The sequence below is a fragment of the Nocardia sp. NPDC059228 genome (assembly GCF_042754245.1).
Taxonomy (GTDB): domain Bacteria; phylum Actinomycetota; class Actinomycetes; order Mycobacteriales; family Mycobacteriaceae; genus Nocardia.
This window is the reverse complement of the sequence record NZ_JBHZAL010000059.1, coordinates 1-18,336: the sequence shown is the minus strand read 5'-3', so window position 1 is coordinate 18,336 and position 18,336 is coordinate 1. Positions and strand designations below refer to the sequence as shown.

The window sequence follows — 18,336 nt, the reverse complement described above, 5'->3', positions numbered from 1 at the left end:
TTCATTCTTAAATTTTTGGCCTGTTCCCGGGGGCGGGGGGGGGGGGGGGGGGGGGGGGGGTTTTTGTTGTGCGCAGCGAACTCGCTGCGACACCACCTTTCCCGTCAGAGACCGAAATCGAATTCGCCGGCCCGCACACCTGACATGAACGCTCTCCACTCGGATTTCGTGAACCACAGTGTCGGGCTGTGCCGATCCTTGGAATCACGCAATGCGATCCGGCCTTCGTGGTACGCGACTTCGACGCAATCGCCGCCACCGTAACTGAAACTGCTCTTGGCGAACCTCGGGCCGCGATGCTCCCCGCGAATCATATTGCGGTTCATGGCATTCATTCCTTCCCCCGGAGGGCCACTCCCCATGGCCCTTCGTCCGAATCACTTACGACAAACACAGTGCTATCCGAACCACCGGCCGCGCAACCGAATTCGTGCGGGTCTGCACGCCGACACATCGAAATGCTCATGAACGCAACTCTACGGCGACCCACCGACAAACCACCGTGGCGCACGGATCGCAGGCACGAGATGCATCTGCTACAGGCAGGCCACTACGTTGCCACCAGCCGCCGGTTCAGGCTGATATCAGCGGAAAGCAGCAGTTCACGACAGGTTCGAACCCCAACACCCAGACCCAACGCAGAACCTGCACCCGGCCACTCACGCCCAACTACCGGATCGACAAGACCCCCACCCTGGTAACAGAGCGGACCGACGCAGGCAAACAGCAGGCACGATCGGCCCCGTGCACCAACCACCGGTCGGACACCCTCAGCGAGTCGATCTCGCGCGGACACAGGCCCGCCGGTCGGTCAGCGGGGCAAGTGACCCTTCCGTCCGCTGCCGACAACCCAGCATCCACCCGAGTTGCCCTCGGAGCGTTGACCTTCCGGCCGACCACGGGGCCGATTTCAACTGCGCAGTATGCGGCAGAATAGTGAGCTTCGTCGAATGAGGAAACGTTCCGGGAACACCGCGGGCGGGGACGGCCCGGACGCTGCGGAGACGGCGTCCGGGCCGTAGTCGCCCTGGCACTGCATGCGCTGCCCAGCGCCACCGCTGGGCACCGGAGGTCCTACGGAGAGCCACCGGGGTGACGGGAGTCTGAAGTCCGCCACCGGTGACGCGAGGGGTGTATTTCCTGGGCGGTGCCGCGCGCGGTGCGCCGCACCGTGCCCGGGCGTTCCCGGCAGCACCGAAGTACGGCCGGTGCCAACGAGTTTCACGTATCCGGTCCGGCCGTGCATTCCGGGAACCTTGGTAGGCACGGGAGGTCGCCGGTCTGGCACAACCGGTCGGCCTGTGATGCTGCAGCGCGCATCGCCCGCAATTGGAGGGTCTAGACGACCTTCGCGGCGATGAGCAGATTCCAGATTTCTGCTTGGTCGACGACCGCGACACCGAGCTTCTCCGCCTTGGCCAGCTTGGCCTCACCGACTCCCCCACCGGTGATGAGCATGTCGGTGTTGGCCGAGACCGACGACGCGGCTGTCGCGCCGGCTTTCTCGCACAGGCGCTGGAATGTCGGGCGCGCGACTTTCTCGCCGGAGCGCGGGTCGCTGATGGCGCCGGTGATCACGACCGTTTTGCCTTCCAAGGGCGCGCCGGCCGCGACGACCGGGGGCAGGTCTTCCTCCCGAACGTCGAGGCTGACACCGGCTTCTCGCAGCCGCCGCAGTTCCGGGCGCAGGCGGGTGAGGTGAGCGGCCAGGGAGGCAGCGACTTTCGGGCCGATGTCCTCGACCGCCACGAGGCGTTCCTCGCCCGCGTCGGCGACTTCTTCCAGGGAGCCGAACCCGGCTCGGGCCAGGCGAGCGGCGGTGCCGTCGGAGGCCATGGGGATGGCCAGCCCGATCAGTGCGCGGCGCAGGCCGACCTGGCGGCTGGCGTCGATCGAGTCGATCATGCGCTGCGCCGAGATCTCGCCGACGCGGTCGAATTCGAGGAGGCGTTCCTTGGTCAAGGTGTAGAAGTCCGACGGGCGTTCCAGGATGCCGGCCTCGGCGAGGCGTTCGATCCACACCTGCCCGATGGCGTCGATGTCGGCGGCGGCGCGCGAGGCCCAGTGGATGAGCCTGCGCACCGTTTGCGCGGGGCAGGAAACGTTGGTGCAGAACAGTTCTCGGCTGTTGCCCTGCTCGGTCACCGGCTGCCCGCAGGACGGACACACGGTGGGCGGCACGATCTCGCGCTCGGCGCCCGTGCGCTGAGAGGCGTCGAGTACGCCCGCCACGAACGGGATCACGTCGCCCGCGCGGCGCACCAGCACCGTGTCACCGATCTTGATATCGCGGGCGCGGATCACCTCCTGGTTGGCCAGCGTGGCCTTGGTGACCGTGGTGCCGCCCACGAACACCGGCTCGAGCCAGGCGACCGGGACGATCTTGCCCGTCTTGCCGACGTCCCAGACCACGTCGTCGAGCAGTGTGGTCTTCTCCTCGGCGGCGAACTTGAACGCCAGCGCACCACGCGGGGAGTTCGACCGCGTCCCCGCCGCCGCGTAGGCGCCGCGCTCGGCCAGCCGCAGCACCGCGCCGTCGAGGTCGTAGTCCAGCTCGTTGCGGCTCTGCTCGATCGCGGTGATCGCGGTCTGCGCCTGTTCGGCGTCGGCGCAGTGCCGCATCTGCGCGCCCGCGATGCCCAGCGCCCGCAACCCCTCCTCCAGGTCGACCGCGCCGCTGTCGGGCGAGGTGTCCAAGTCGAAGCCGAAGAACTGCAGGCGCCGCTCGGCGACGGTGGCCGGGTCCTTCGCCCGCAGCGTGCCTGCCGCGGCATTACGCGGATTGATCAGCGGCTTGTCCGGATGCGCGCTGTTGTAGGCGGCGAAGGTCGAACGCAGCATCACCGCCTCACCCCGCACCTCCACCCGCCCCGGGACGTCGATGCGCTCGGGAACACCATCGACCAGCGCACGGACCAGCACGGTCACATCGTCACCGGTGGTGCCGTCACCCCGGGTCACCGCACGCACCAGCCGCCCGTCCTCGAAGACCAGGGCCAGCGACAACCCGTCGAGCTTCGGCATCACCACCACCGGCTGCCCGGGAAAGCGGCCGAAGAACGCCGCGACCTGATCGGGCTTGGTCGCCTTCTCGAGTGACAGCATCGGACGCGAGTGCCGGATCGGGGCGTGCAGCACCGCGGGAGCACCGACCTGCGCCAGCGGATTCGGGTCGGGCGTGAGGTCGGGATGCGCCTCGATCAGGCCGCGCAGCTCGTCCTCGACCGCGTCGTACTCGGCGTCGGCGACCAGCGGCGAACCCTGGTAGTAGGCGTCGCGCAGCGCCACGATCCGGTCCGCGAGTTCTTGGATACGTTCCCCAGTTTCCACGACCCCCGACGCTACCGACACTCACCGACACCAGGGACCCGCCGTAGGTCACCACCATGCGGATGGCCGTTGTGATCGAGCACGAAATCTGCCGCAGAGGTTGGATTCATGATGGCGATCTCGGACGAGCAGTACGGAGAAGGCCTCCCGGCTCAGCTTGTCCCGCTCGCTGGAGTCTGTGGGCTCTCCGGTAGTGACCCGGTACTGGAAGCGGGGGGTTGTCTGCGGCGCGCGAATTGGCGCACCGTTGACAGGGTCGCGCCTGAGTACCGAGGAGGCTGAAATGTGGTACCTGACGTTGCACCGATGGCTTGGCGATCGAGACACGGCGACCGACAGCAGCCTCGACGACCACCTGGCCTGGATGCGCGAGCAACAACTGGCCGGCAAGGTGTTGTTTTCCGGCCCGAGCCTCGACGGCGAACTCGGAATCATCGTCTTCGGGCATATGTCCAGGGCCGAACTCGATGACCTGTGCCGCCAAGAACCGTTCATCGCCCGCGGATATCGCGGTTTCGAAGTAATCCCATGGCAAGTCCACCAGATCCTTGGGATCGGCGGTTTCGATGTCGAGACGCTTACGGCGATGACCCGTTCCGGGCGAGCGTAGGTATAGACACCGAACCGTCCTGCACTCGAACCGAATCATTCGTCCGAACGATTTCGTTGAGGAGTGAACCATGAGCGATTCTCCACGTCTGGCCGGCAAGCGCGCACTGGTTACCGGTGGCGGGCGCGGCATCGGGGCCGCGATCGCGCGTCGGCTGGCCGCCGATGGCGCCGCGGTCGCGGTCAATTACGTCTCGAACCGGTCGTCCGCAGACACGCTCGTCGCCGAGCTGACCGACAAGGGCTACCAGGCAGTGGCATTGCGCGCCGACGTCAGCGACCCCGACCAGACCCGGGTGCTGGTCGATCAGGTGGTCGCGGCGTTCGGCGGGCTGGACATCTTGGCCAGCAACGCGGGCATCGAGCATTTCGGAGCGCTGGAGTCGATCACTCCCGCTGACTTCGAACGGGTGTTTCGCACCAATGTGGCCGGCCAGCTGTTTGCCACTCAGGCGGCAGCGGCGGCGATGACCGGCGGTGGGCGCATCCTGCTCACCTCGTTGATCAGCGCGCGTATCGGTGTCTACCAGCACACCTTGTATGCGGCCAGCAAAGCGGCGGTCTCGGCGATGGTACTCAACCTGGCGCCCGAACTCGCCGAGCGCGGCATCTCGATCAACGCGATCGCCCCGGGCGGCACCGCCACCGACATGGCCGCCGAAGTGGCGAGCCGCTACATCCCGCCGGCGCTGCGCGACGCGTCCGCCGAGGCGGTCATCAAATCGATGACCGCGCTCGGGCGCTTGGCCGAACCTCATGAAATCGCCGCGGTCGCTGCGTTCTTACTCTCCCCCGACGCCTCCTACCTCACCGGCACCACGGTCGAGGCCGCCGGCGGCCAGCGATAATCGCGCTCGCTGGGAAGCGGCATTCGCAGCACCGCCGATCGCTAGCTCGCTTCCGGCGTAACGGAAGCCGTTGCGCCGGAAGAGCATTCACGGAAGAGCCGCGAGCAAATGGGTTACTGCTCTAAGCAGCAGCGTCACCCTCTGACAACGGCGTCGAACCTTGCCCGTCGCTGCCGCTGGCATCGTTGATTCGATAAGGCGGGATCGATCAGCGCGGCGACGGACGCGGTGTAACCGGTGCGTCAGGTGTCGGTACCGACTCCGTGGCACCAGCCGGACCGCCCGTCTCAAACCCGAGGATCGGTTGCTCGAGGTCATCGAGTGCATCGCGCACCCCGCGGGCGAACACGTCCACGTCCGGGCAGCTGTCCTGGTCAGCGGCGGCGGTGAAGTTGAGCTGGCCGGCGTACGACAGGGCGGCGACGACAAGTGTCAGGTTGCCCATGGGCGGCAGCACGGGGAACACCTCCAGCAGCGGAGCGCCGGCGAGATACAGCCGCATCGGCGGACCCGGGACGTTGCTCACGACCAGGTTCACTGACCGCTGCCGCGGAAACAGCCGGTACCAGATGCGCTGCCCGGCAACGAATCTGAAGATCCCGCTGCCCGCCTCGGGGCGAGGCTTGTCCCTCCGCGCGCTTGTCTCTGCGGCGATCAACGTGAGCCTGCACAACGAGTCCGGCTCGCCGACCGGCAGCGACACCATCATCCATCCGGGAGTGTTGCCTTGCGCTTCCCCGGGCCGCGCTTCGTGGTGGGAGATGGTCACCATCGCGCGCTGGACGAGCCCGTCGACATCCTCGCCGCGGCTTGCCAGCAGCTGGCGCAGGCCACCGGCAACCGCGGTCAGCACCACGTCGTTGACCGTGGCGTGATGTACATGGGCGACGAGTTTGATGGCGTCGAGGCGGCCGCGGACAATGGCCAGTCGGCGCTCGGGGCCTACGGGGTGGTTTGAGGCTGGTTCGTGGAGCAGGCTTTTCGATAAGCACCTCCCGCCAGGCCGGCAACGCGCGGCGTGCAAGGCGCAGTGTTCTGCTCGGATGGACGAGGCCCGACCACCCCAGCCCTAGTTCGCGTCGGCGGCGTCGGAGGTTGTCGCGAAGCAGTTCACCGCTGGTCGGGGTGGGTGTCGGCGTCCACGGCGGTGCATCCTCGACGGGCGCGTCGGCGGTCCGGTCGAGCAGCGCCCCGAAGGCGGCCATCGCGGCCGGGCCATCGGCGAGGACGTGATGCAGCTTCAAGAACGCGCCGACCCGTTGGTCCGGCAGGCCGGGCAGCAGCCACAGCTCCCACAGCGGCCGGGCGGGATCGAACGGTCGCCGGGCCAGTTGCTGGCATGTCTGCAGCAACTGGTCCTGGTCGCCGGGCGCGGCAACCGCATGGACGTGGATGTGCTCAGCGAGGTCGAAGTGGGGCGCGTCGACCCACAGCGGCCAGCCCCGCCCGAGCCGAGGCCGGCACAGCAGCTGCCTGAAGCGAGGCACCAAGTGCATTCTCGGCTCGAGGTGTCGCCGGACCGCGTCGAGCCGGACGCTGCCGTCCGCGTCGAGCAGGCTCGTGCCGTCGAGGATGGCGAGCCCGCCGATGTCGGTGGACCAGCCGTAGTCGTCCCAGAGCAGCAGGAACAGGTCCGAAGCGGTCACCCGTTCCAGCAGACGGGTCTCGGCCATGACCTCACGTCCCTTCCTCGTGGCCCAGACAGCTACCGCGGTTCGAACAGGCCTCGTCCACCTCCAGCCACCGCCCGCATTTCCTACGCCGGCGCAGTGATGCCGGTCTCTGTCGAGTCGGGAGTCTCTCGTTCGACTTCGATCGAGTAGTCCGCGGCGAGCGCCGCGAGCGCTCCGATCGCGGTCACCGTGGGCGCGAGGAGGAAGCCGACCACACCAACCGTCACGGGTACCTCCATCACGGTCCTGCCGTCGGAGTCCTTGATGATGATCCGACGAACGTTGCCTTCATGGACCAATTCCTTGACCCTCTCCGCAAGGTGGCCGCCCTTCACGTCGATCTTCTCTGTCGATGTCGTCGCTTGCTGCGTCATTCCGTTCACCGCCTCCGCTGCGCTGTCCGGCAGACCGCGTCCTCTCCGGTCCCGCGGCTCAGCCTCGATGTCCGGCTCATGACCGGACCCCCTCTGTTCTTCACATCGTCGTCTTCGGGACCGCCTCACGGCAGGGCCGAAGGTCCACCCCTCACCGGGCCGAACCGCCTGACTGCCGGGTCCGATTCGCGACCCGTAGGAAACCGGCTATCCGAGTGATCCGGAATAACGGAGGCCGACGAGTTTGGTGAGGAAGCGGTCAAGGTGCTCAGCGGCGGGGGCCAGGGCATATCGGGTTCGTTGATGCGTTGGGAGAGCATGCCGTTCACGGCAGTACGCAGGTCGATGGCGACCATGGTCGCGTCGTCGATAGGTGCGAGGTTCGCGTCCATACAGCGCTGCACGGCGTCGACGGTGGTCGCCATGACCGCGGTCATCCCCACCCGCCGGCACAGATGTCGCGGCCCTGGATGCGATGTTCGCGCAGATGGATTCGGCTACCCTCACGGTCCGCGAAAGAACCTTCGCCACAATGAGTATCGATATCCACTACCAAACCCTGGGCGATTCTTTCCGCATCCACACTCAACGAGCCCTCGGCGGCGGCGCGACCGTGAACGACGTTCGAGACATACCGCGTTTCAACGCCCAATTCGGCGCCACGCGAGCCTGTCAGGCATGGAACGCATTTCACGCCCACGCCGCCGAGGCGGGATGGGACATCGGCTGACGGCGTGCCGCAACAGCATGCGACGGGCCGCCGCGCCGTCCGGTCGTGCGGTAGACCAGATGCCTCAAACACACTCCATTCGGCAGTAGCGGACGTCCTGCGCCGCAACAGGTTCCGGCCGCCGGCGTCCCGCACTGGCCGGTTCGGTCAGCGCGGTATGCGGCAGTAGCGGACGTTTCGTTGGGATGGTCGATTCGGGAGGCACAACAGCTGCGGCATCCGTCATTTGGCGTCGATCGACAACCGCGGCAGCGCCTATATGCCTGACACGCAACGGAACTCGGACCACGATCCTGGTCCGCCGATGCCGTGGCACCCTGCCCAGTGATATCGTTCCGCGCCTTTGAACTCGTTGTCATTAGCATCGGCGTTCATGTCCGAGCATGAACATGTCCTCGACTGGCTGCAGGGCTGGTACACCGCGCAGTGTGACGGCGACCAGGAACACGGATGGGGTTTGCGGATCGAGACGCTCGACAATCCCGGCTGGCTGGCCAAGATCAATCTCGAGAAAACGGAACTGGCAGACCAGGAATACCCTCGACAGCAGATCGACCGGAGCGAGCACGATTGGGTTCATGCCTGGACCGCTGGGCAGACCTTCCACCTGGCCTGCGGTCCGCGCAATCTGACCGAGGCGCTCGCGCTGTTTCGTGTCTGGGCATCGGCGCGGGACTGAACAGCGCGAACGGCGTCCGTGAGCGTGCGCGCCATTCAGGCGAGGCCGACGGCGTCGGATATCCCCTGCCGCCTATGTCAGTCCTGGCCGGTCGTGGTGGCGTCACCCATAGCTTCCGCGTTGTAAGCCAGCAGCTCCCAGCTGTGGCCGTCCGGGTCGTCGATGGCCCGGTTGTACAGCCACCCCATGTCCTGCGCCTCCCGTGGTTCGGTGGCGCCCGCGGCCAGCACGGCGTCGGCAAGCCGGTCCACCTCTTCGCGCGACCCGGCGGCCAGCGCGTTGATCACCTCGATCGGACCATCCATGGTGTCTCGTTTGGTGAAAGTCGCGAACGTCTCGCGTGTCATCAGCTGCACGACGATCGCGTCGGCGAGGACCACCTGGGCGGAGGTGTCCCCGGTGAAGTCCGGGTTGATCGTGCCTCCCATCGCCGTGTACACCTTCTTGCTTGCTTCCAGGTCGGTGACCGGCAGGTTGACGTAGATCTGCGTGAATGCCATGACGTGCCTCCAAAGATGGTCGGTGCGCCAGGTGTTCCCGGCGACATCGCAAACCTAGGGGCGCACCTCGACATCGGTCTTGTACAGAAGCGACAACATCTCGTCGCTGTCTCCGCGCCGCAGCTGAGAAGCTGTGCGGCCGGTGAACCGGGTCAGCGAACGCGCGAGGTGCGGCTGGTCGTGATATCCCGTCGACTGCGCGACCTCGATCAACGGCATACCTTGCTGCACCAGCAGCACAGCCTGTCTGGCGCGCTCTATCTGTCGGATCGCGCCCTGCGTCAGCCCGGTCGCCGCAACCACCCGCCGCTGCACCGACCGTGGAGTGACCAGAGTGGTCCCGTCCCCGCGGAGCACATCGGTGACCAGCGGATCACGCACCAGCAGTCCGGCGCGGACCAGACGGTCCACAAAGACGTCCGCGTTGTCGTAGGCCGGAATCTCCCATTCCTCGCCCTGCAGCACGAACGAGTGAGCCGTGGTGTGCGGACTGGACACCGCGGTGTCGACCAGCGGCGGCACCGGCATCGGCGCCAGGAACGCGCCATGGCGGAAGATGATCCCGAGCGTCTCGCCCGCACCCGGCCCCAGCTCCAGCACCGTGGGACCGGTCTCCGGGCCGCGGACCGAAACGTGTGTCTCCCCACGGTCGCGCCAGACGACAAGTTCCCAATTCGAATTCGCCACCGACCGCATCCGCGCCGCTACCGCCCCGGCAACCGATCGAGCCCGATAGACCCGCTCGACATAGGGGGAATCGGACAGGCGCTGCTCGACTCCACCGGCCGGCTCGAGGCTCACGACCAAGAAACTAACATCGGCGGTCGCCTGCTGCAGTGCCCGAGCCTGCGGGAGCCGCCTCAGCGGACGGGCTCCACGACCATAGGCACGATCGGGATACCGGCAGGATCGAACAAGTCCCGACCGCACGAGTCGCACTCGCCCTCACCAGGCTTCGCTTCCGTCTCGGGGAGCTGCCACACGTTCATGCCACCGCACGGACAGTCGATGATGTACAGCAACTCGGGAGAAGGCCGATCCAGACCCCACGCCAGACTCGACGCCGTCGTACGACGCATGACGCCGACACGATAGGTGTCGTCGCCGGACCGCAGTTCGCCGAGAGCCAACCCCGCACTCGCCAGGGCTTCATCCACTGCGCGCAGGATCGCCGGAACGTGCTCACCACGATCGAGGTCAGCCCCGGCCGCTTGCCTGGCAGCGGACTCGACTGCGGCGACAACCGCGCGGTCCTTCCCAAAGGCCGCCACCCGAGCCGACACGAACTGCGCTATCTGTCCGGTCCGTTCCTCGCCGGACCAGTCGACCGGCAAGAGAACCCCCTCCTGGATCAAGGAATCCACCACATCATCCGCATCGAGTAGGAACCCCCGCTCAGCCGCCGCAAGGAAATGCGCCATATCGCTCACGCCGCCAGCATACGAACGAGCATCCGAACGCTGCGCAACCCCGAGCCGGGTGCGGTAGGCGTCAATGCTGCTTTCGACCTGTTGTTCTGTCAGCCCTAGGGCGGGCTGGTCAAGTCGTTGCCACGGAGCGAAATCGACGTCCGGTCGTACTCGATTCTGTGAACAAGCTGCCAACTTGCACGTCTAACGTTCTGATCTGCGGAAATCTGTTGAGGCACTGTACTGAACCCGCTATTCCGCGTTCAGAACGATGAGCCCGTGCCGCCGAAGGGCCAGGGCGGAATCGGCCCGTTGTCGACCACCACGTTGTCGTACCGAATCCCGAGGATCGGATTGTCCTCGTCGCACCAGCGCTCGCGGTCGGTCGAACTTCGAAGGATGGCGCGAGCGGCAGTTGCCCTCTGCCGCAGAGGTTTTGTCGCACCCTGCCGACGCGGAGGTCATAACACTGCGTGTGTGGCCCGTGTCGGATGTGGAGGTGATTTCCGCCCCTGGGCCGCCGAGGAGATGGACTTCGATGTCGATCTTCACCAGTTGCAGGGCCAGGTCGGAGTCGACACGCTGTGCGATTTCCTGTGCGCAATCGGTCGGCGGCTGGGCAAACCTGTGTCGATGTACGCAGAGGGTGGACATCATTCCCCGGTACTCGGTTTCGACCCAACCGCTGACCGTGTGGTGCTGCTGGCAGATCCACACCTGGACTGAGCCTGAACCGACGAATAGCCAGCACCCTCAACTCGGCATTACGGTCCGTGCGTTCGTCCGGACTCGGATGACAACGGCCAGTGGAACTTCCGTCGCCTCTGCGCTGGCCGATCGGTCAGCGCGGTACACAGCTGCGAGGACGTTGTCCGTGTTCAGGTGACGCCGGAGATCGGTCGAGGTAGATGTCGGTGGTGCTGTGTTAGATGGCACTGTGAACGAACTGCTGCGCCGCCTCCCCGACATCCCGATCCTTCGTAACCGCTGTCGGGCCATGGCAATGCTCGATGCTGTTCTCAGCCCGGAATGGGAGGCCCGCTACTACTCGTTCAACAGCCGCTGGGGCGATACCGAAGAGATGGCTTCGATGCGTACCGGCTCCGGTGATGACTGGTTCATCGTCTTCTCCACCGTCGGTGTCTATGGCCGTGGGTTCGACCATGAAACACCCAACGCCCCACAGGTACTCGATGCTGCACCAGCGGTCTTCGGTCCCTACGTCACCGAGGCTGCGTTCGCCGATCACGACGGTTCACCCCTTGCCACGGTGTGCTTCTGGCGCGAACCTCACGACACCGGCTGGGCCGTGTCTGCCGCCGACCGTGGCGGTCACGGATTGTTCGAGCTGCTGGTCGACGGCACGCCCGAGGGCTACCGGCAATGGGCCCAGGACTACTACGAGGCCGAGGTGAGCCTGGCGGCCGTCCAGCACGTGTACGCACTGCTGCCACTGACGCCCACGGTGGTGACCGGGCTCAATCCTGAAGCCGACCTCATCGACCTGGAGCCAGACATGATCGAAATCGGCTACCCACGTTGAGCATCCGACGCCCCAGATCAGGCGACCAGAGCATTGAGAACGAGCACGACTGACGTCGCGATCGAGAGCGCGAGGAAGACCACGGCTCCCAGCATGTTCCGGTCGCCGCTGCGGATGTGGGCGACGATCGCCCCGCCGAAGTAGGCCACCAGCCCGATCGCGGCCGCGATCGCGAAGGGCGGGAACCAGATGCCCCAGACGAGACCGACCGTCGCGGCGATCTGCAGGCTCCCGAGCGCGGTGAGCTGGGGCGTGGTGAGGTGGACCGCTTCGGCGAATTGGCGTATCCACGCTGGGCGAACGAACTTCATCACTCCGGACTGGAGCATCGCCACAGCGAGCAGGACGGACAGGGTCAGGGCTGCGATGTGCATGATCGCAACGCTAGGAATCCGATAGGCACCCTTTGGTAACCTTCGGATCGTGAGTGCCCCCGCCGGAATCATGTTCATGTCCGACTGTCCTGCGCGCACAGCAATCGAAGTCATCGCGAACAAGTGGTCGGTAGTCACCCTGTACGCGCTCCAAGACGGCCCCAAGCGGCACAGCGAACTTGTCGCTCTCTCCGGCGGGATCTCCCGCAAGGTGCTGACCCAGACCCTCCGCCGCCTGCAGAGCAACGGCCTCATCGATCGACAGCAGTACGCCGAAGCGCCCCCACGAGTGGAATACAGCCTGACCGCGCTCGGCCGGACGCTCCAGGAACCGATAGCGATGCTGACGGAATGGGCGCAAGTACATGGAGAGGCACTCGTCGACTTCCAGGAATCGACCGCCGCGAACCAGACGCATTAGGTTCCAGACAGCCCACACCCGCATCCCGCGAACGAACGTTCACCAGACACCTTGATGCTGTCGATTACCGCATACAACGCCCTCAACTCGACATGAGCGCGCACTGCCGGCGGTCGGAAGGCGCGCTGGCCGTTGATCTTCCACAGGCCGACGCTGTCCGCTTCGGACCGCGCGGGTAGCGGCATGTCAGTGCGTTCGCCGGGTAGGGCGCACTGACCCCGATCCGGCCTCGTCCCATGCAAGGACACCGCGGGCCCGGCGCCGGTGTCTCCAACCACTGCTCGATTCCGACCGCTTCATAGGAATTCGAGCAGCAACAACGAACGTGTCCGACACAACCGGCTCCTCATCGGTCTCGATGGCACCCACCATCCCCGGCCCAGGCCCAGGCCAGGGCCATCCTAAGATCTCAGCGTCCGTACCTCGGCAACCTGGGCTCGTCGGCAGTAGCGGACGTTCTGCGCCGCACTATGTTCCGGCCGCCGGCGCGCTGCGCTGGCCGGTTCGGTCAGGGCGGGCAGCGGCATTACCGGATATCTCGGGCCGCAGCGCGTTCCGCAACACTCGGTCGCACACCCAGCGGCAATCGCGGGACCTCCGGGACCCCAGACGATTTCACTCGTTCTTGGGAAGTCGTGGTTCCGTGTCGGGTGAAAGCCGTTCGCTGCCGGGAGCGTCGACCGGACCCGGGCGAGTGACGACCAGACGGCTGATAGCGTCCAGCCACGCGTCCTCGGGTGAAAGCGGTTCGCTGCCGGGAGGATAGATCGGTTCCGGGCGAGTTCCGAACAAGTAGTCGCGGAAGGCTCGCAGGTACTCGTCCAGATCCCGTTGATCGGCGAACCTGGTTTCGGTCGGGTCGAACCACTCGTCCGGTGTCGGGTGCCACGCGACCATGAAGTCGAGCGCTTCGCGCACCATAACCCCATAGGTCGAATCCGTGGCACAGACCTCGCGCAACACCATTGCGCTAGAGCGCATTCCGCGACCGTACTCGGCGCGGTGCATGTCCACCAGCGGCCACAGCAGGCTACCGATATGCGGGATTTCGTCCCACCACGTAGCCTTCGTGCACAGGGTCTCACTAGCTCGCCTGGGGCGTGATTGCGTGACAGGTGTCGGGTAGTCGCAGTGCGCGCCTCTTCGGTCGATGCTGCGGGTCGGTCCGGTTTCAAGGTTCACGGGTGGATACCACACGCCGCGCCACACCGAGACCCCGAGATAGCGGCGACTCACCGGGAGTGGTTCGGCCAGTGAGATGTCGACGGTAATTCGGCTCACGGGCGGCAACGGTCGGTCGCGGACCAGATCCGCCACCATCGACAAACAATCCCGCACATCGAAGCCTGACACACCGACGCCCTGCTGGAGCAGGCCGTCGGAGCACTCCTGCGTGTCGAATTCGATCCAGAACCGCCGCAAGGTGGTCATCTGCGATTTCCTCCCACCGGCACCGATGTCGAACTCCGACCCCGATGATCCCAGAGCTGATCAGCATCCACCACTCGACAATCGGCATGAGCGGATGTCTCTGGGCCGCTGTCGATCTCACCGCGGGCGCCCTCGCTGGCCGGTTCGGTCAGCGCGGTATGCGGCATTTCAGTGTGTTGTCATGGCATCGGTTTCGGGTTGATGCGTTCGAGTTTGGTCCAGCCGGTCCAGCCTCGCTGGGCCAGTAGGTCGATCAGTCGGCGGGCGGGCGGTGTGGTGTTCAGTGCCAACGTGTCCAGTAGTCCCGTGAGTGGAGGGTCGAGGTCGATGTCGTTGAGGTAGTCCTCGCCGTGCTCGTCAGCGATTCGAGTGAGGTAGGCGGCGGTGCTGTCGGCTAGCTCGGTGAGTCTGGGATCGTCGTCGGTCCAGTCGAGAGCCTGGCTCAGGGTGAGATAGAAATCGAGGACATGGGGGTCGGTGAGTTGGTGTTGCTTGCGTGCCACCCACTCCGGGATCCGCTCGGGTGAGCGGGCGGCCAGGGGGATCCAGCCGTCGCGTTCGACCGCGACGATCCGTTCGTCGACTCCGAATGCTCGTAGCTGGTCGAGGAATTCGACCACCTGCGGCGGCAGTACCAGGTTGTCGCCGGTGACCAGGCATGCGATCCGCTCGCGGTGCCGCTGTCGCTGCTGGATCTCGGCTCGCAGTCGCTTGTCGATCTGCGCGACCGCTGCGCCGAACTGCTCCGCGTCGGCGCTCAGCAGCTCTCGCACGCGCGCGAGCGGAACCCCGGCTTCGGCCAGCGTGCGGATCTTGATGAGTTCGACCAGAGTGCCTGCGTCGTATCTGCGGTAGCCGGACTGGTCGCGATCCGGTTCGGGCAGCAGGCCTTTCGTGTGGTAGTGCCGCACCGCCCGTACCGTTACCCCGGCGTAGGACGCCAGCTCGCCGATGGTCAACATCGAATCATTCTTCCTGAGCCCGGGAGCGTCGGCGAGGTCACCGTACTGGCTGGCCGTGTAGGGTCCCTACGATTCGAGCGATCTCTTGGGCGTGAGTGAACGGTAACCCGTGGCCGCCGTGCAGCCAGGAGATGGAGATTTCGGGCCGTTGCCGGGCGAGTCGATCGACGCCTGCACGCCAGTTCCGATTGCGCCACACGGTTCGCTCGTCGTCACCCTCGCCCGCCATCGAGGTCGACATGATCATGCTGATCGGACAGTCGATCTTGTTGTATCGACCCAGAATTCCGGACCGGAACGCTTCCACTTCCAGATTGAGATCCATAATGTCCTGCACGGAGAGCAAGACCCGCCGCCGAGAGTCCACGACCGCCTCCTGCTGAGTAACGAATTCATCCCACAGAGCGCGGAGCTCCGGCAGGTCGGCCGCGGTCACGTACGGCTCGGGCACTGGGTTCGCCCCGTCGAGGAGAACGAGCCCGGCAGCTGTCCCGCGCAACTCGGAGGCGTAGTTCACGATCAGATCCGCACCCAGTGAGTGGCCCACAAGTATGGGCGGCCAGGCCAGCCCCCGGCGTGGAAGCTCCGCCATCACGGCGACGAAATCACGCAGGAATTCCTGGAAGGAGTACCGATCAGCGGTCGCCGCGAGCCCGTGACCTCGGTAGTCGAAGGTCACCACATCATGGTCGTGGCGCAACAGCTCGGTAAGCTCACACAGGTCGGCCTGGGTTGTCAGCAGACCAGGGCATAGGACCAGCGGGCGCCCCCTGCCACCGCGCGATACCGGGATCTCGATCCCGTCGCGGGCAACTGTGAAGTGTTGTGACGCCCCAGTTTTCGTAGACATGGCTGCCATGCTGAAGGGTTGCCCCTAGGTCAAGGTCAACCCTCACAAAACGCGAACAGATCCCCCAAACCGGCATGATGGCGCCTTCGGCCGACTGCGCCCCGCCAGCCCGAGCCGCCCCATAATCGGCAGTAGCGGACGTCCTGCGCCGCAACAGGTTCCAGCTGGCGTCCCGCACTGGCCGGTTCGGTCAGCGCGGTATGCGGCATGAGCGGGCGTGCGCCAGAAATCCGGACGGAAGCCCGATGGCGTGCCAACCGACACTTCCGAGCATCCGTTTCAGAGTTGTAGCGACTGGGTGCCGAGGACGGTGGCGAGGGCCAGGCGGTCGGCGTCCTCGGTGCCGGGCTCGGCGGTGTAGACGCTGATGCGCAGGTCGTCGAGGGCGACGAGCAGCGTGTCGCAGTCGAGAGTGATCGGGCCGACCGCCGGGTGGTCGATGGTCTTGCGACGGGACGGGTCGGCCAGGGACGGCGAGGTTTCGGCGTCCCAGAGTTCGGCGAACCGCGGGCTGTTGGCGACCAGGTCGGTGACCAGGTCCTGCAGCGCGTGGTCGGCGGGGTAGCGCGACGCGGTCAGGCGTAGGTCGGCAACGAGCCGGGCTTCGTGTTCGGCCTGTTCCTGCGGAGTGTGCCGGACCCGCGAGGGCAGCCGGGCGACGTTGCGCCAGACGGCGTTTCGTTCCAGTCCACGCCAGGTGCTCGTGTCGCCCATGAGCGCGTCGTAGGGCGCGTTGGCCAGCACGAGCGTCCAGGTGGCGTCGTAGACGACCACCGGTGTGTGCGAGAGCCGGTCGAGCAGCCGCTGCACGCTCGGGGTGAGCCGTGAAGGCACGACGTCCGGGCCGGGCGCGGCGTGCCCGGCCAGCCGGTAGAGCAGGTCGCGTTCGGTGTCCGCCAGGCTCAGCGCGCGGGCCAGCGATTCCACGACCTGTATCGACGGTGCCGTCGCGCGTCCCTGTTCGAGGCGGGTCAGGTAGTCGGCCGAGATGCCGGCGAGCGCGGCCAGTTCCTCGCGGCGCAAACCGCTGGCCCGGCGCCGCCGAGACGCAGGGACGCCGACGGCCTCGGGTGCCGCGCGGTCGCGCCAGCGACGCACCGTCCGGCCGAACTCCCACACTTCCACTTCGTCCATTCTGGATGAGCCCGCCCCGGTTGTCCTGGCCCCGGCAGTCCTACGAAAACCGGTCGACTGGCTGCGACCCGCACGGGCTCGCAGGCTGAAGCCATGACCGAAACCGGAACAGTTCTCATCACCGGCCCCACCCGCAATCTGGGCCGTCACGCCGTGTTGGCCATGGCCGACCGTCCGGACGGGCTGCGGCCCGACCTGCTGCTCGTCGGCCGTGCGGGGCGCGACCTGACCGCGGTCGCCGACGAGGCTCGTGGCCTCGGGGCGCGCGTCCACGAGATCGGCTGCGACCTGGCGAGCCTGGCCGACGTCCGCGCCGCCGCAGCCACCGTGCGCGGGTTGCTCACCGACGGTGCCGTCCGTCCGCTCCGCGCGCTGGTCGCCAACGCCGGCATCATGTCGGCGGACACGCGGCAAGCCTCGGCCGACGGCTACGAGCTGACCTTCGCCGTCAACTACCTGGCCCACGCGCAGCTCATCGGCGACCTGTTCACTGCGTTCACCGCCCCGGCGCGGGTGGTGCTGGTCGGCTCGAACACCTACCACGCCAACTTCTGGCGCAAGCTGCTGCACGTGGCCGAGGCTGAGTGGGCCGACCCGGTCGAGCTCGCCCGCCCGGCCGGTGATGAGCAGCCCCCGGGCATGACGGCCTCGGGCGTCGCCTACTCCAACGCTAAGCTCGCGATCCTCTACTACGCCCACGAGCTGCAGCGCCAGGTCGGCCAAGGGATCAACGTGTCGGTATTCGAGCCGGGCTGGATGCCCGGCACCGCGTTGGGCCGCGATGCCCCTGCGGCGTTTCAGGCGATGAGCCGGGCGTTGGGCAGAATCCCCGGTGTCTCGACGCCGCGGCGCTCGGGACCGCTGCTGGCCGCGATGGCTCTCGACGACCAGTGGTCGCACCTGCGTGCGGGCGCGTTCGTGGTGAAGACCAAGCTGACCGAGGTCCAGCCCGTCGCCCACGACCCCGACCGCGAGCGGCGCCTGTGGGAGGCGACCGCCCAGCTCCTGGCGGGTGCGGGCGCGTCGCTTGTCCTCGACACGGAGACGTGAGACCGAGACTGCCGACGCGGTGCGCCGAACCACGAGATCCGCGCCTGCCGTCTTCACACGCACGCTCGTCGGCAATATCGGACGTTCAGTCGGCCTGGATCGGCACGGCCAGTTGATCTTCCGATGCCCCGCGCTGGCCGGTTCGGTCAGCGCGGGTCGCGGCATTACGGTGCGTTCGGTCGGCCTCGGATGGATACGGCCAGTTGATCTTTCGTCGTCCAGCGCTGGTCACTTCGGTCAGCGGTATGGGCGGAACCTCGTCGGCCGTGTGAGGGGAAGTCAGCTGCGGTGAATCCTTGGCGCCGGATTTCGCAGATTTGGGCGTTCTGATTGCAATTTCATCGGATGTAAGACTCAGATCGGTTCGCACGCAACAGCTGTGGGCATGGAACCCTGCTGCTCGGAGGCGTAGTCACGAC

At 66.4% G+C, this 18,336-nt stretch carries 22 protein-coding genes and 1 pseudogene; 8 read left to right on the top strand and 15 right to left on the bottom strand.

The features are described from left to right. Nucleotides 1–104: 104 nt before the first annotated feature. Complete coding sequence (locus tag ACFXKA_RS40785) at nucleotides 105–326, bottom strand: DUF397 domain-containing protein (RefSeq protein WP_354851270.1); 222 nt, start codon at nucleotides 324–326, stop codon at nucleotides 105–107. A gap of 1,012 nt (nucleotides 327–1,338) precedes the next feature. After that, on the bottom strand, nucleotides 1,339–3,330 hold the full coding sequence (ligA, locus tag ACFXKA_RS40780) for an NAD-dependent DNA ligase LigA (RefSeq protein WP_379431573.1): 1,992 nt from the start codon (nucleotides 3,328–3,330) through the stop codon (nucleotides 1,339–1,341). A 283-nt stretch (nucleotides 3,331–3,613) separates the two neighbouring features. On the opposite strand from ligA, the gene ACFXKA_RS40775 reads away from it, so the two are divergent. Both ACFXKA_RS40775 and ACFXKA_RS40770 read left to right on the top strand, forming a co-directional pair. After that, on the top strand, nucleotides 3,614–3,940 hold the full coding sequence (locus tag ACFXKA_RS40775; RefSeq protein ID WP_379431572.1) for a YciI family protein: 327 nt from the start codon (nucleotides 3,614–3,616) through the stop codon (nucleotides 3,938–3,940). A 70-nt stretch (nucleotides 3,941–4,010) separates the two neighbouring features. Continuing rightward, on the top strand, nucleotides 4,011–4,787 hold the full coding sequence (locus ACFXKA_RS40770) for an SDR family oxidoreductase (protein ID WP_379431571.1): 777 nt from the start codon (nucleotides 4,011–4,013) through the stop codon (nucleotides 4,785–4,787). Between the two features lie 208 nt (nucleotides 4,788–4,995). Here the strand turns inward: ACFXKA_RS40770 and ACFXKA_RS40765 are convergent, their stop codons facing one another. The 4 genes and pseudogenes from ACFXKA_RS40765 to ACFXKA_RS40750 form a co-directional block, all read right to left on the bottom strand. After that, on the bottom strand, nucleotides 4,996–5,643 hold the full coding sequence (locus tag ACFXKA_RS40765; RefSeq protein WP_379431570.1) for a WS/DGAT domain-containing protein: 648 nt from the start codon (nucleotides 5,641–5,643) through the stop codon (nucleotides 4,996–4,998). Nucleotides 5,644–5,746: 103 nt separating this feature from the next. Further along, nucleotides 5,747–6,460: pseudogene (locus ACFXKA_RS40760) on the bottom strand (wax ester/triacylglycerol synthase domain-containing protein); the annotation flags it as partial. An 83-nt stretch (nucleotides 6,461–6,543) separates the two neighbouring features. Further along, on the bottom strand, nucleotides 6,544–6,834 hold the full coding sequence (locus tag ACFXKA_RS40755; RefSeq protein WP_379431569.1) for a DUF4342 domain-containing protein: 291 nt from the start codon (nucleotides 6,832–6,834) through the stop codon (nucleotides 6,544–6,546). A 125-nt stretch (nucleotides 6,835–6,959) separates the two neighbouring features. After that, the gene (locus ACFXKA_RS40750; protein WP_379431567.1) at nucleotides 6,960–7,259 is read right to left on the bottom strand and encodes a hypothetical protein; all 300 of its coding nucleotides are present in this window, start codon (nucleotides 7,257–7,259) and stop codon (nucleotides 6,960–6,962) included. A gap of 107 nt (nucleotides 7,260–7,366) precedes the next feature. Between ACFXKA_RS40750 and ACFXKA_RS40745 the strand changes: the two genes are divergently transcribed. Next, nucleotides 7,367–7,564, top strand: coding sequence for a hypothetical protein (locus ACFXKA_RS40745; protein ID WP_379431566.1), 198 nt, complete (start codon nucleotides 7,367–7,369; stop codon nucleotides 7,562–7,564). 373 nt (nucleotides 7,565–7,937) lie between these two features. After that, entirely contained in the window at nucleotides 7,938–8,243 is a 306-nt protein-coding gene (locus ACFXKA_RS40740; RefSeq protein WP_379431565.1) for an immunity 53 family protein, read from the top strand. Nucleotides 8,244–8,320: 77 nt separating this feature from the next. On the opposite strand, the gene ACFXKA_RS40735 is transcribed toward ACFXKA_RS40740, so the two are convergent. The 3 genes from ACFXKA_RS40735 to ACFXKA_RS40725 are packed head-to-tail and all read right to left on the bottom strand — an operon-like array spanning nucleotide 8,321 to nucleotide 10,173. Next, nucleotides 8,321–8,743 carry a VOC family protein gene (locus tag ACFXKA_RS40735; RefSeq protein WP_379431564.1) on the bottom strand — a complete coding sequence of 141 codons (423 nt, stop codon included), beginning with the start codon at nucleotides 8,741–8,743 and terminating at the stop codon, nucleotides 8,321–8,323. Between the two features lie 54 nt (nucleotides 8,744–8,797). Continuing rightward, nucleotides 8,798–9,544, bottom strand: a complete 747-nt coding sequence (locus ACFXKA_RS40730; protein WP_379431563.1) for a helix-turn-helix domain-containing protein — start codon at nucleotides 9,542–9,544, stop codon at nucleotides 8,798–8,800. A gap of 59 nt (nucleotides 9,545–9,603) precedes the next feature. Continuing rightward, nucleotides 9,604–10,173: a hypothetical protein gene (locus tag ACFXKA_RS40725; RefSeq protein ID WP_379431562.1), complete on the bottom strand. Its 570-nt coding sequence runs from the start codon at nucleotides 10,171–10,173 to the stop codon at nucleotides 9,604–9,606. A 456-nt stretch (nucleotides 10,174–10,629) separates the two neighbouring features. Here ACFXKA_RS40725 and ACFXKA_RS40720 point away from each other — a divergent pair, with 456 nt between their 5' ends. Further along, the gene (locus ACFXKA_RS40720) at nucleotides 10,630–10,878 is read left to right on the top strand and encodes a hypothetical protein (RefSeq protein ID WP_379431561.1); all 249 of its coding nucleotides are present in this window, start codon (nucleotides 10,630–10,632) and stop codon (nucleotides 10,876–10,878) included. Between the two features lie 211 nt (nucleotides 10,879–11,089). Further along, nucleotides 11,090–11,695, top strand: a complete 606-nt coding sequence (locus tag ACFXKA_RS40715) for a hypothetical protein (RefSeq protein ID WP_379431560.1) — start codon at nucleotides 11,090–11,092, stop codon at nucleotides 11,693–11,695. 17 nt (nucleotides 11,696–11,712) lie between these two features. Here ACFXKA_RS40715 and ACFXKA_RS40710 read toward each other — a convergent pair whose 3' ends face one another. Further along, on the bottom strand, nucleotides 11,713–12,069 hold the full coding sequence (locus tag ACFXKA_RS40710; protein ID WP_379431559.1) for a DoxX family protein: 357 nt from the start codon (nucleotides 12,067–12,069) through the stop codon (nucleotides 11,713–11,715). 49 nt (nucleotides 12,070–12,118) lie between these two features. Here ACFXKA_RS40710 and ACFXKA_RS40705 point away from each other — a divergent pair, with 49 nt between their 5' ends. Then, the gene (locus tag ACFXKA_RS40705) at nucleotides 12,119–12,490 is read left to right on the top strand and encodes a helix-turn-helix domain-containing protein (RefSeq protein WP_354851297.1); all 372 of its coding nucleotides are present in this window, start codon (nucleotides 12,119–12,121) and stop codon (nucleotides 12,488–12,490) included. Between the two features lie 615 nt (nucleotides 12,491–13,105). On the opposite strand, the gene ACFXKA_RS40700 is transcribed toward ACFXKA_RS40705, so the two are convergent. The 4 genes from ACFXKA_RS40700 to ACFXKA_RS40685 all read right to left on the bottom strand — a co-directional run bounded on the left by ACFXKA_RS40700 (nucleotide 13,106) and on the right by ACFXKA_RS40685 (nucleotide 16,867). After that, nucleotides 13,106–13,921: a hypothetical protein gene (locus ACFXKA_RS40700; RefSeq protein ID WP_379431558.1), complete on the bottom strand. Its 816-nt coding sequence runs from the start codon at nucleotides 13,919–13,921 to the stop codon at nucleotides 13,106–13,108. A 179-nt stretch (nucleotides 13,922–14,100) separates the two neighbouring features. After that, nucleotides 14,101–14,883, bottom strand: coding sequence for a MerR family transcriptional regulator (locus tag ACFXKA_RS40695; RefSeq protein ID WP_379431557.1), 783 nt, complete (start codon nucleotides 14,881–14,883; stop codon nucleotides 14,101–14,103). 37 nt (nucleotides 14,884–14,920) lie between these two features. After that, nucleotides 14,921–15,733: an alpha/beta fold hydrolase gene (locus ACFXKA_RS40690; protein ID WP_379431556.1), complete on the bottom strand. Its 813-nt coding sequence runs from the start codon at nucleotides 15,731–15,733 to the stop codon at nucleotides 14,921–14,923. A gap of 279 nt (nucleotides 15,734–16,012) precedes the next feature. Then, on the bottom strand, nucleotides 16,013–16,867 hold the full coding sequence (locus ACFXKA_RS40685; protein WP_379431555.1) for a helix-turn-helix transcriptional regulator: 855 nt from the start codon (nucleotides 16,865–16,867) through the stop codon (nucleotides 16,013–16,015). Between the two features lie 93 nt (nucleotides 16,868–16,960). Between ACFXKA_RS40685 and ACFXKA_RS40680 the strand changes: the two genes are divergently transcribed. Continuing rightward, nucleotides 16,961–17,917, top strand: coding sequence for an SDR family NAD(P)-dependent oxidoreductase (locus tag ACFXKA_RS40680; protein WP_379431554.1), 957 nt, complete (start codon nucleotides 16,961–16,963; stop codon nucleotides 17,915–17,917). 85 nt (nucleotides 17,918–18,002) lie between these two features. On the opposite strand, the gene ACFXKA_RS40675 is transcribed toward ACFXKA_RS40680, so the two are convergent. Next, nucleotides 18,003–18,287, bottom strand: a complete 285-nt coding sequence (locus ACFXKA_RS40675) for a hypothetical protein (RefSeq protein WP_379431553.1) — start codon at nucleotides 18,285–18,287, stop codon at nucleotides 18,003–18,005. Between the last annotated feature and the right edge of the window lie 49 nt (nucleotides 18,288–18,336).

Bases quoted from the DNA above. Each gene is read 5' to 3' on its own strand.
- ACFXKA_RS40785 (WP_354851270.1), bottom strand. From the start codon at position 326: ATGAACCGCAATATGATTCGCGGGGAGCATCGCGGCCCGAGGTTCGCC.
- ACFXKA_RS40775 (WP_379431572.1), top strand. From the start codon at position 3,614: ATGTGGTACCTGACGTTGCACCGATGGCTTGGCGATCGAGACACGGCG.
- ACFXKA_RS40770 (WP_379431571.1), top strand. From the start codon at position 4,011: ATGAGCGATTCTCCACGTCTGGCCGGCAAGCGCGCACTGGTTACCGGT.
- ACFXKA_RS40755 (WP_379431569.1), bottom strand. From the start codon at position 6,834: ATGACGCAGCAAGCGACGACATCGACAGAGAAGATCGACGTGAAGGGC.
- ACFXKA_RS40750 (WP_379431567.1), bottom strand. From the start codon at position 7,259: ATGGCGACCACCGTCGACGCCGTGCAGCGCTGTATGGACGCGAACCTC.
- ACFXKA_RS40745 (WP_379431566.1), top strand. From the start codon at position 7,367: ATGAGTATCGATATCCACTACCAAACCCTGGGCGATTCTTTCCGCATC.
- ACFXKA_RS40740 (WP_379431565.1), top strand. From the start codon at position 7,938: ATGTCCGAGCATGAACATGTCCTCGACTGGCTGCAGGGCTGGTACACC.
- ACFXKA_RS40735 (WP_379431564.1), bottom strand. From the start codon at position 8,743: ATGGCATTCACGCAGATCTACGTCAACCTGCCGGTCACCGACCTGGAA.
- ACFXKA_RS40710 (WP_379431559.1), bottom strand. From the start codon at position 12,069: ATGCACATCGCAGCCCTGACCCTGTCCGTCCTGCTCGCTGTGGCGATG.
- ACFXKA_RS40700 (WP_379431558.1), bottom strand. From the start codon at position 13,921: ATGACCACCTTGCGGCGGTTCTGGATCGAATTCGACACGCAGGAGTGC.
- ACFXKA_RS40695 (WP_379431557.1), bottom strand. From the start codon at position 14,883: ATGTTGACCATCGGCGAGCTGGCGTCCTACGCCGGGGTAACGGTACGG.
- ACFXKA_RS40690 (WP_379431556.1), bottom strand. From the start codon at position 15,733: ATGTCTACGAAAACTGGGGCGTCACAACACTTCACAGTTGCCCGCGAC.
- ACFXKA_RS40685 (WP_379431555.1), bottom strand. From the start codon at position 16,867: ATGGACGAAGTGGAAGTGTGGGAGTTCGGCCGGACGGTGCGTCGCTGG.
- ACFXKA_RS40680 (WP_379431554.1), top strand. From the start codon at position 16,961: ATGACCGAAACCGGAACAGTTCTCATCACCGGCCCCACCCGCAATCTG.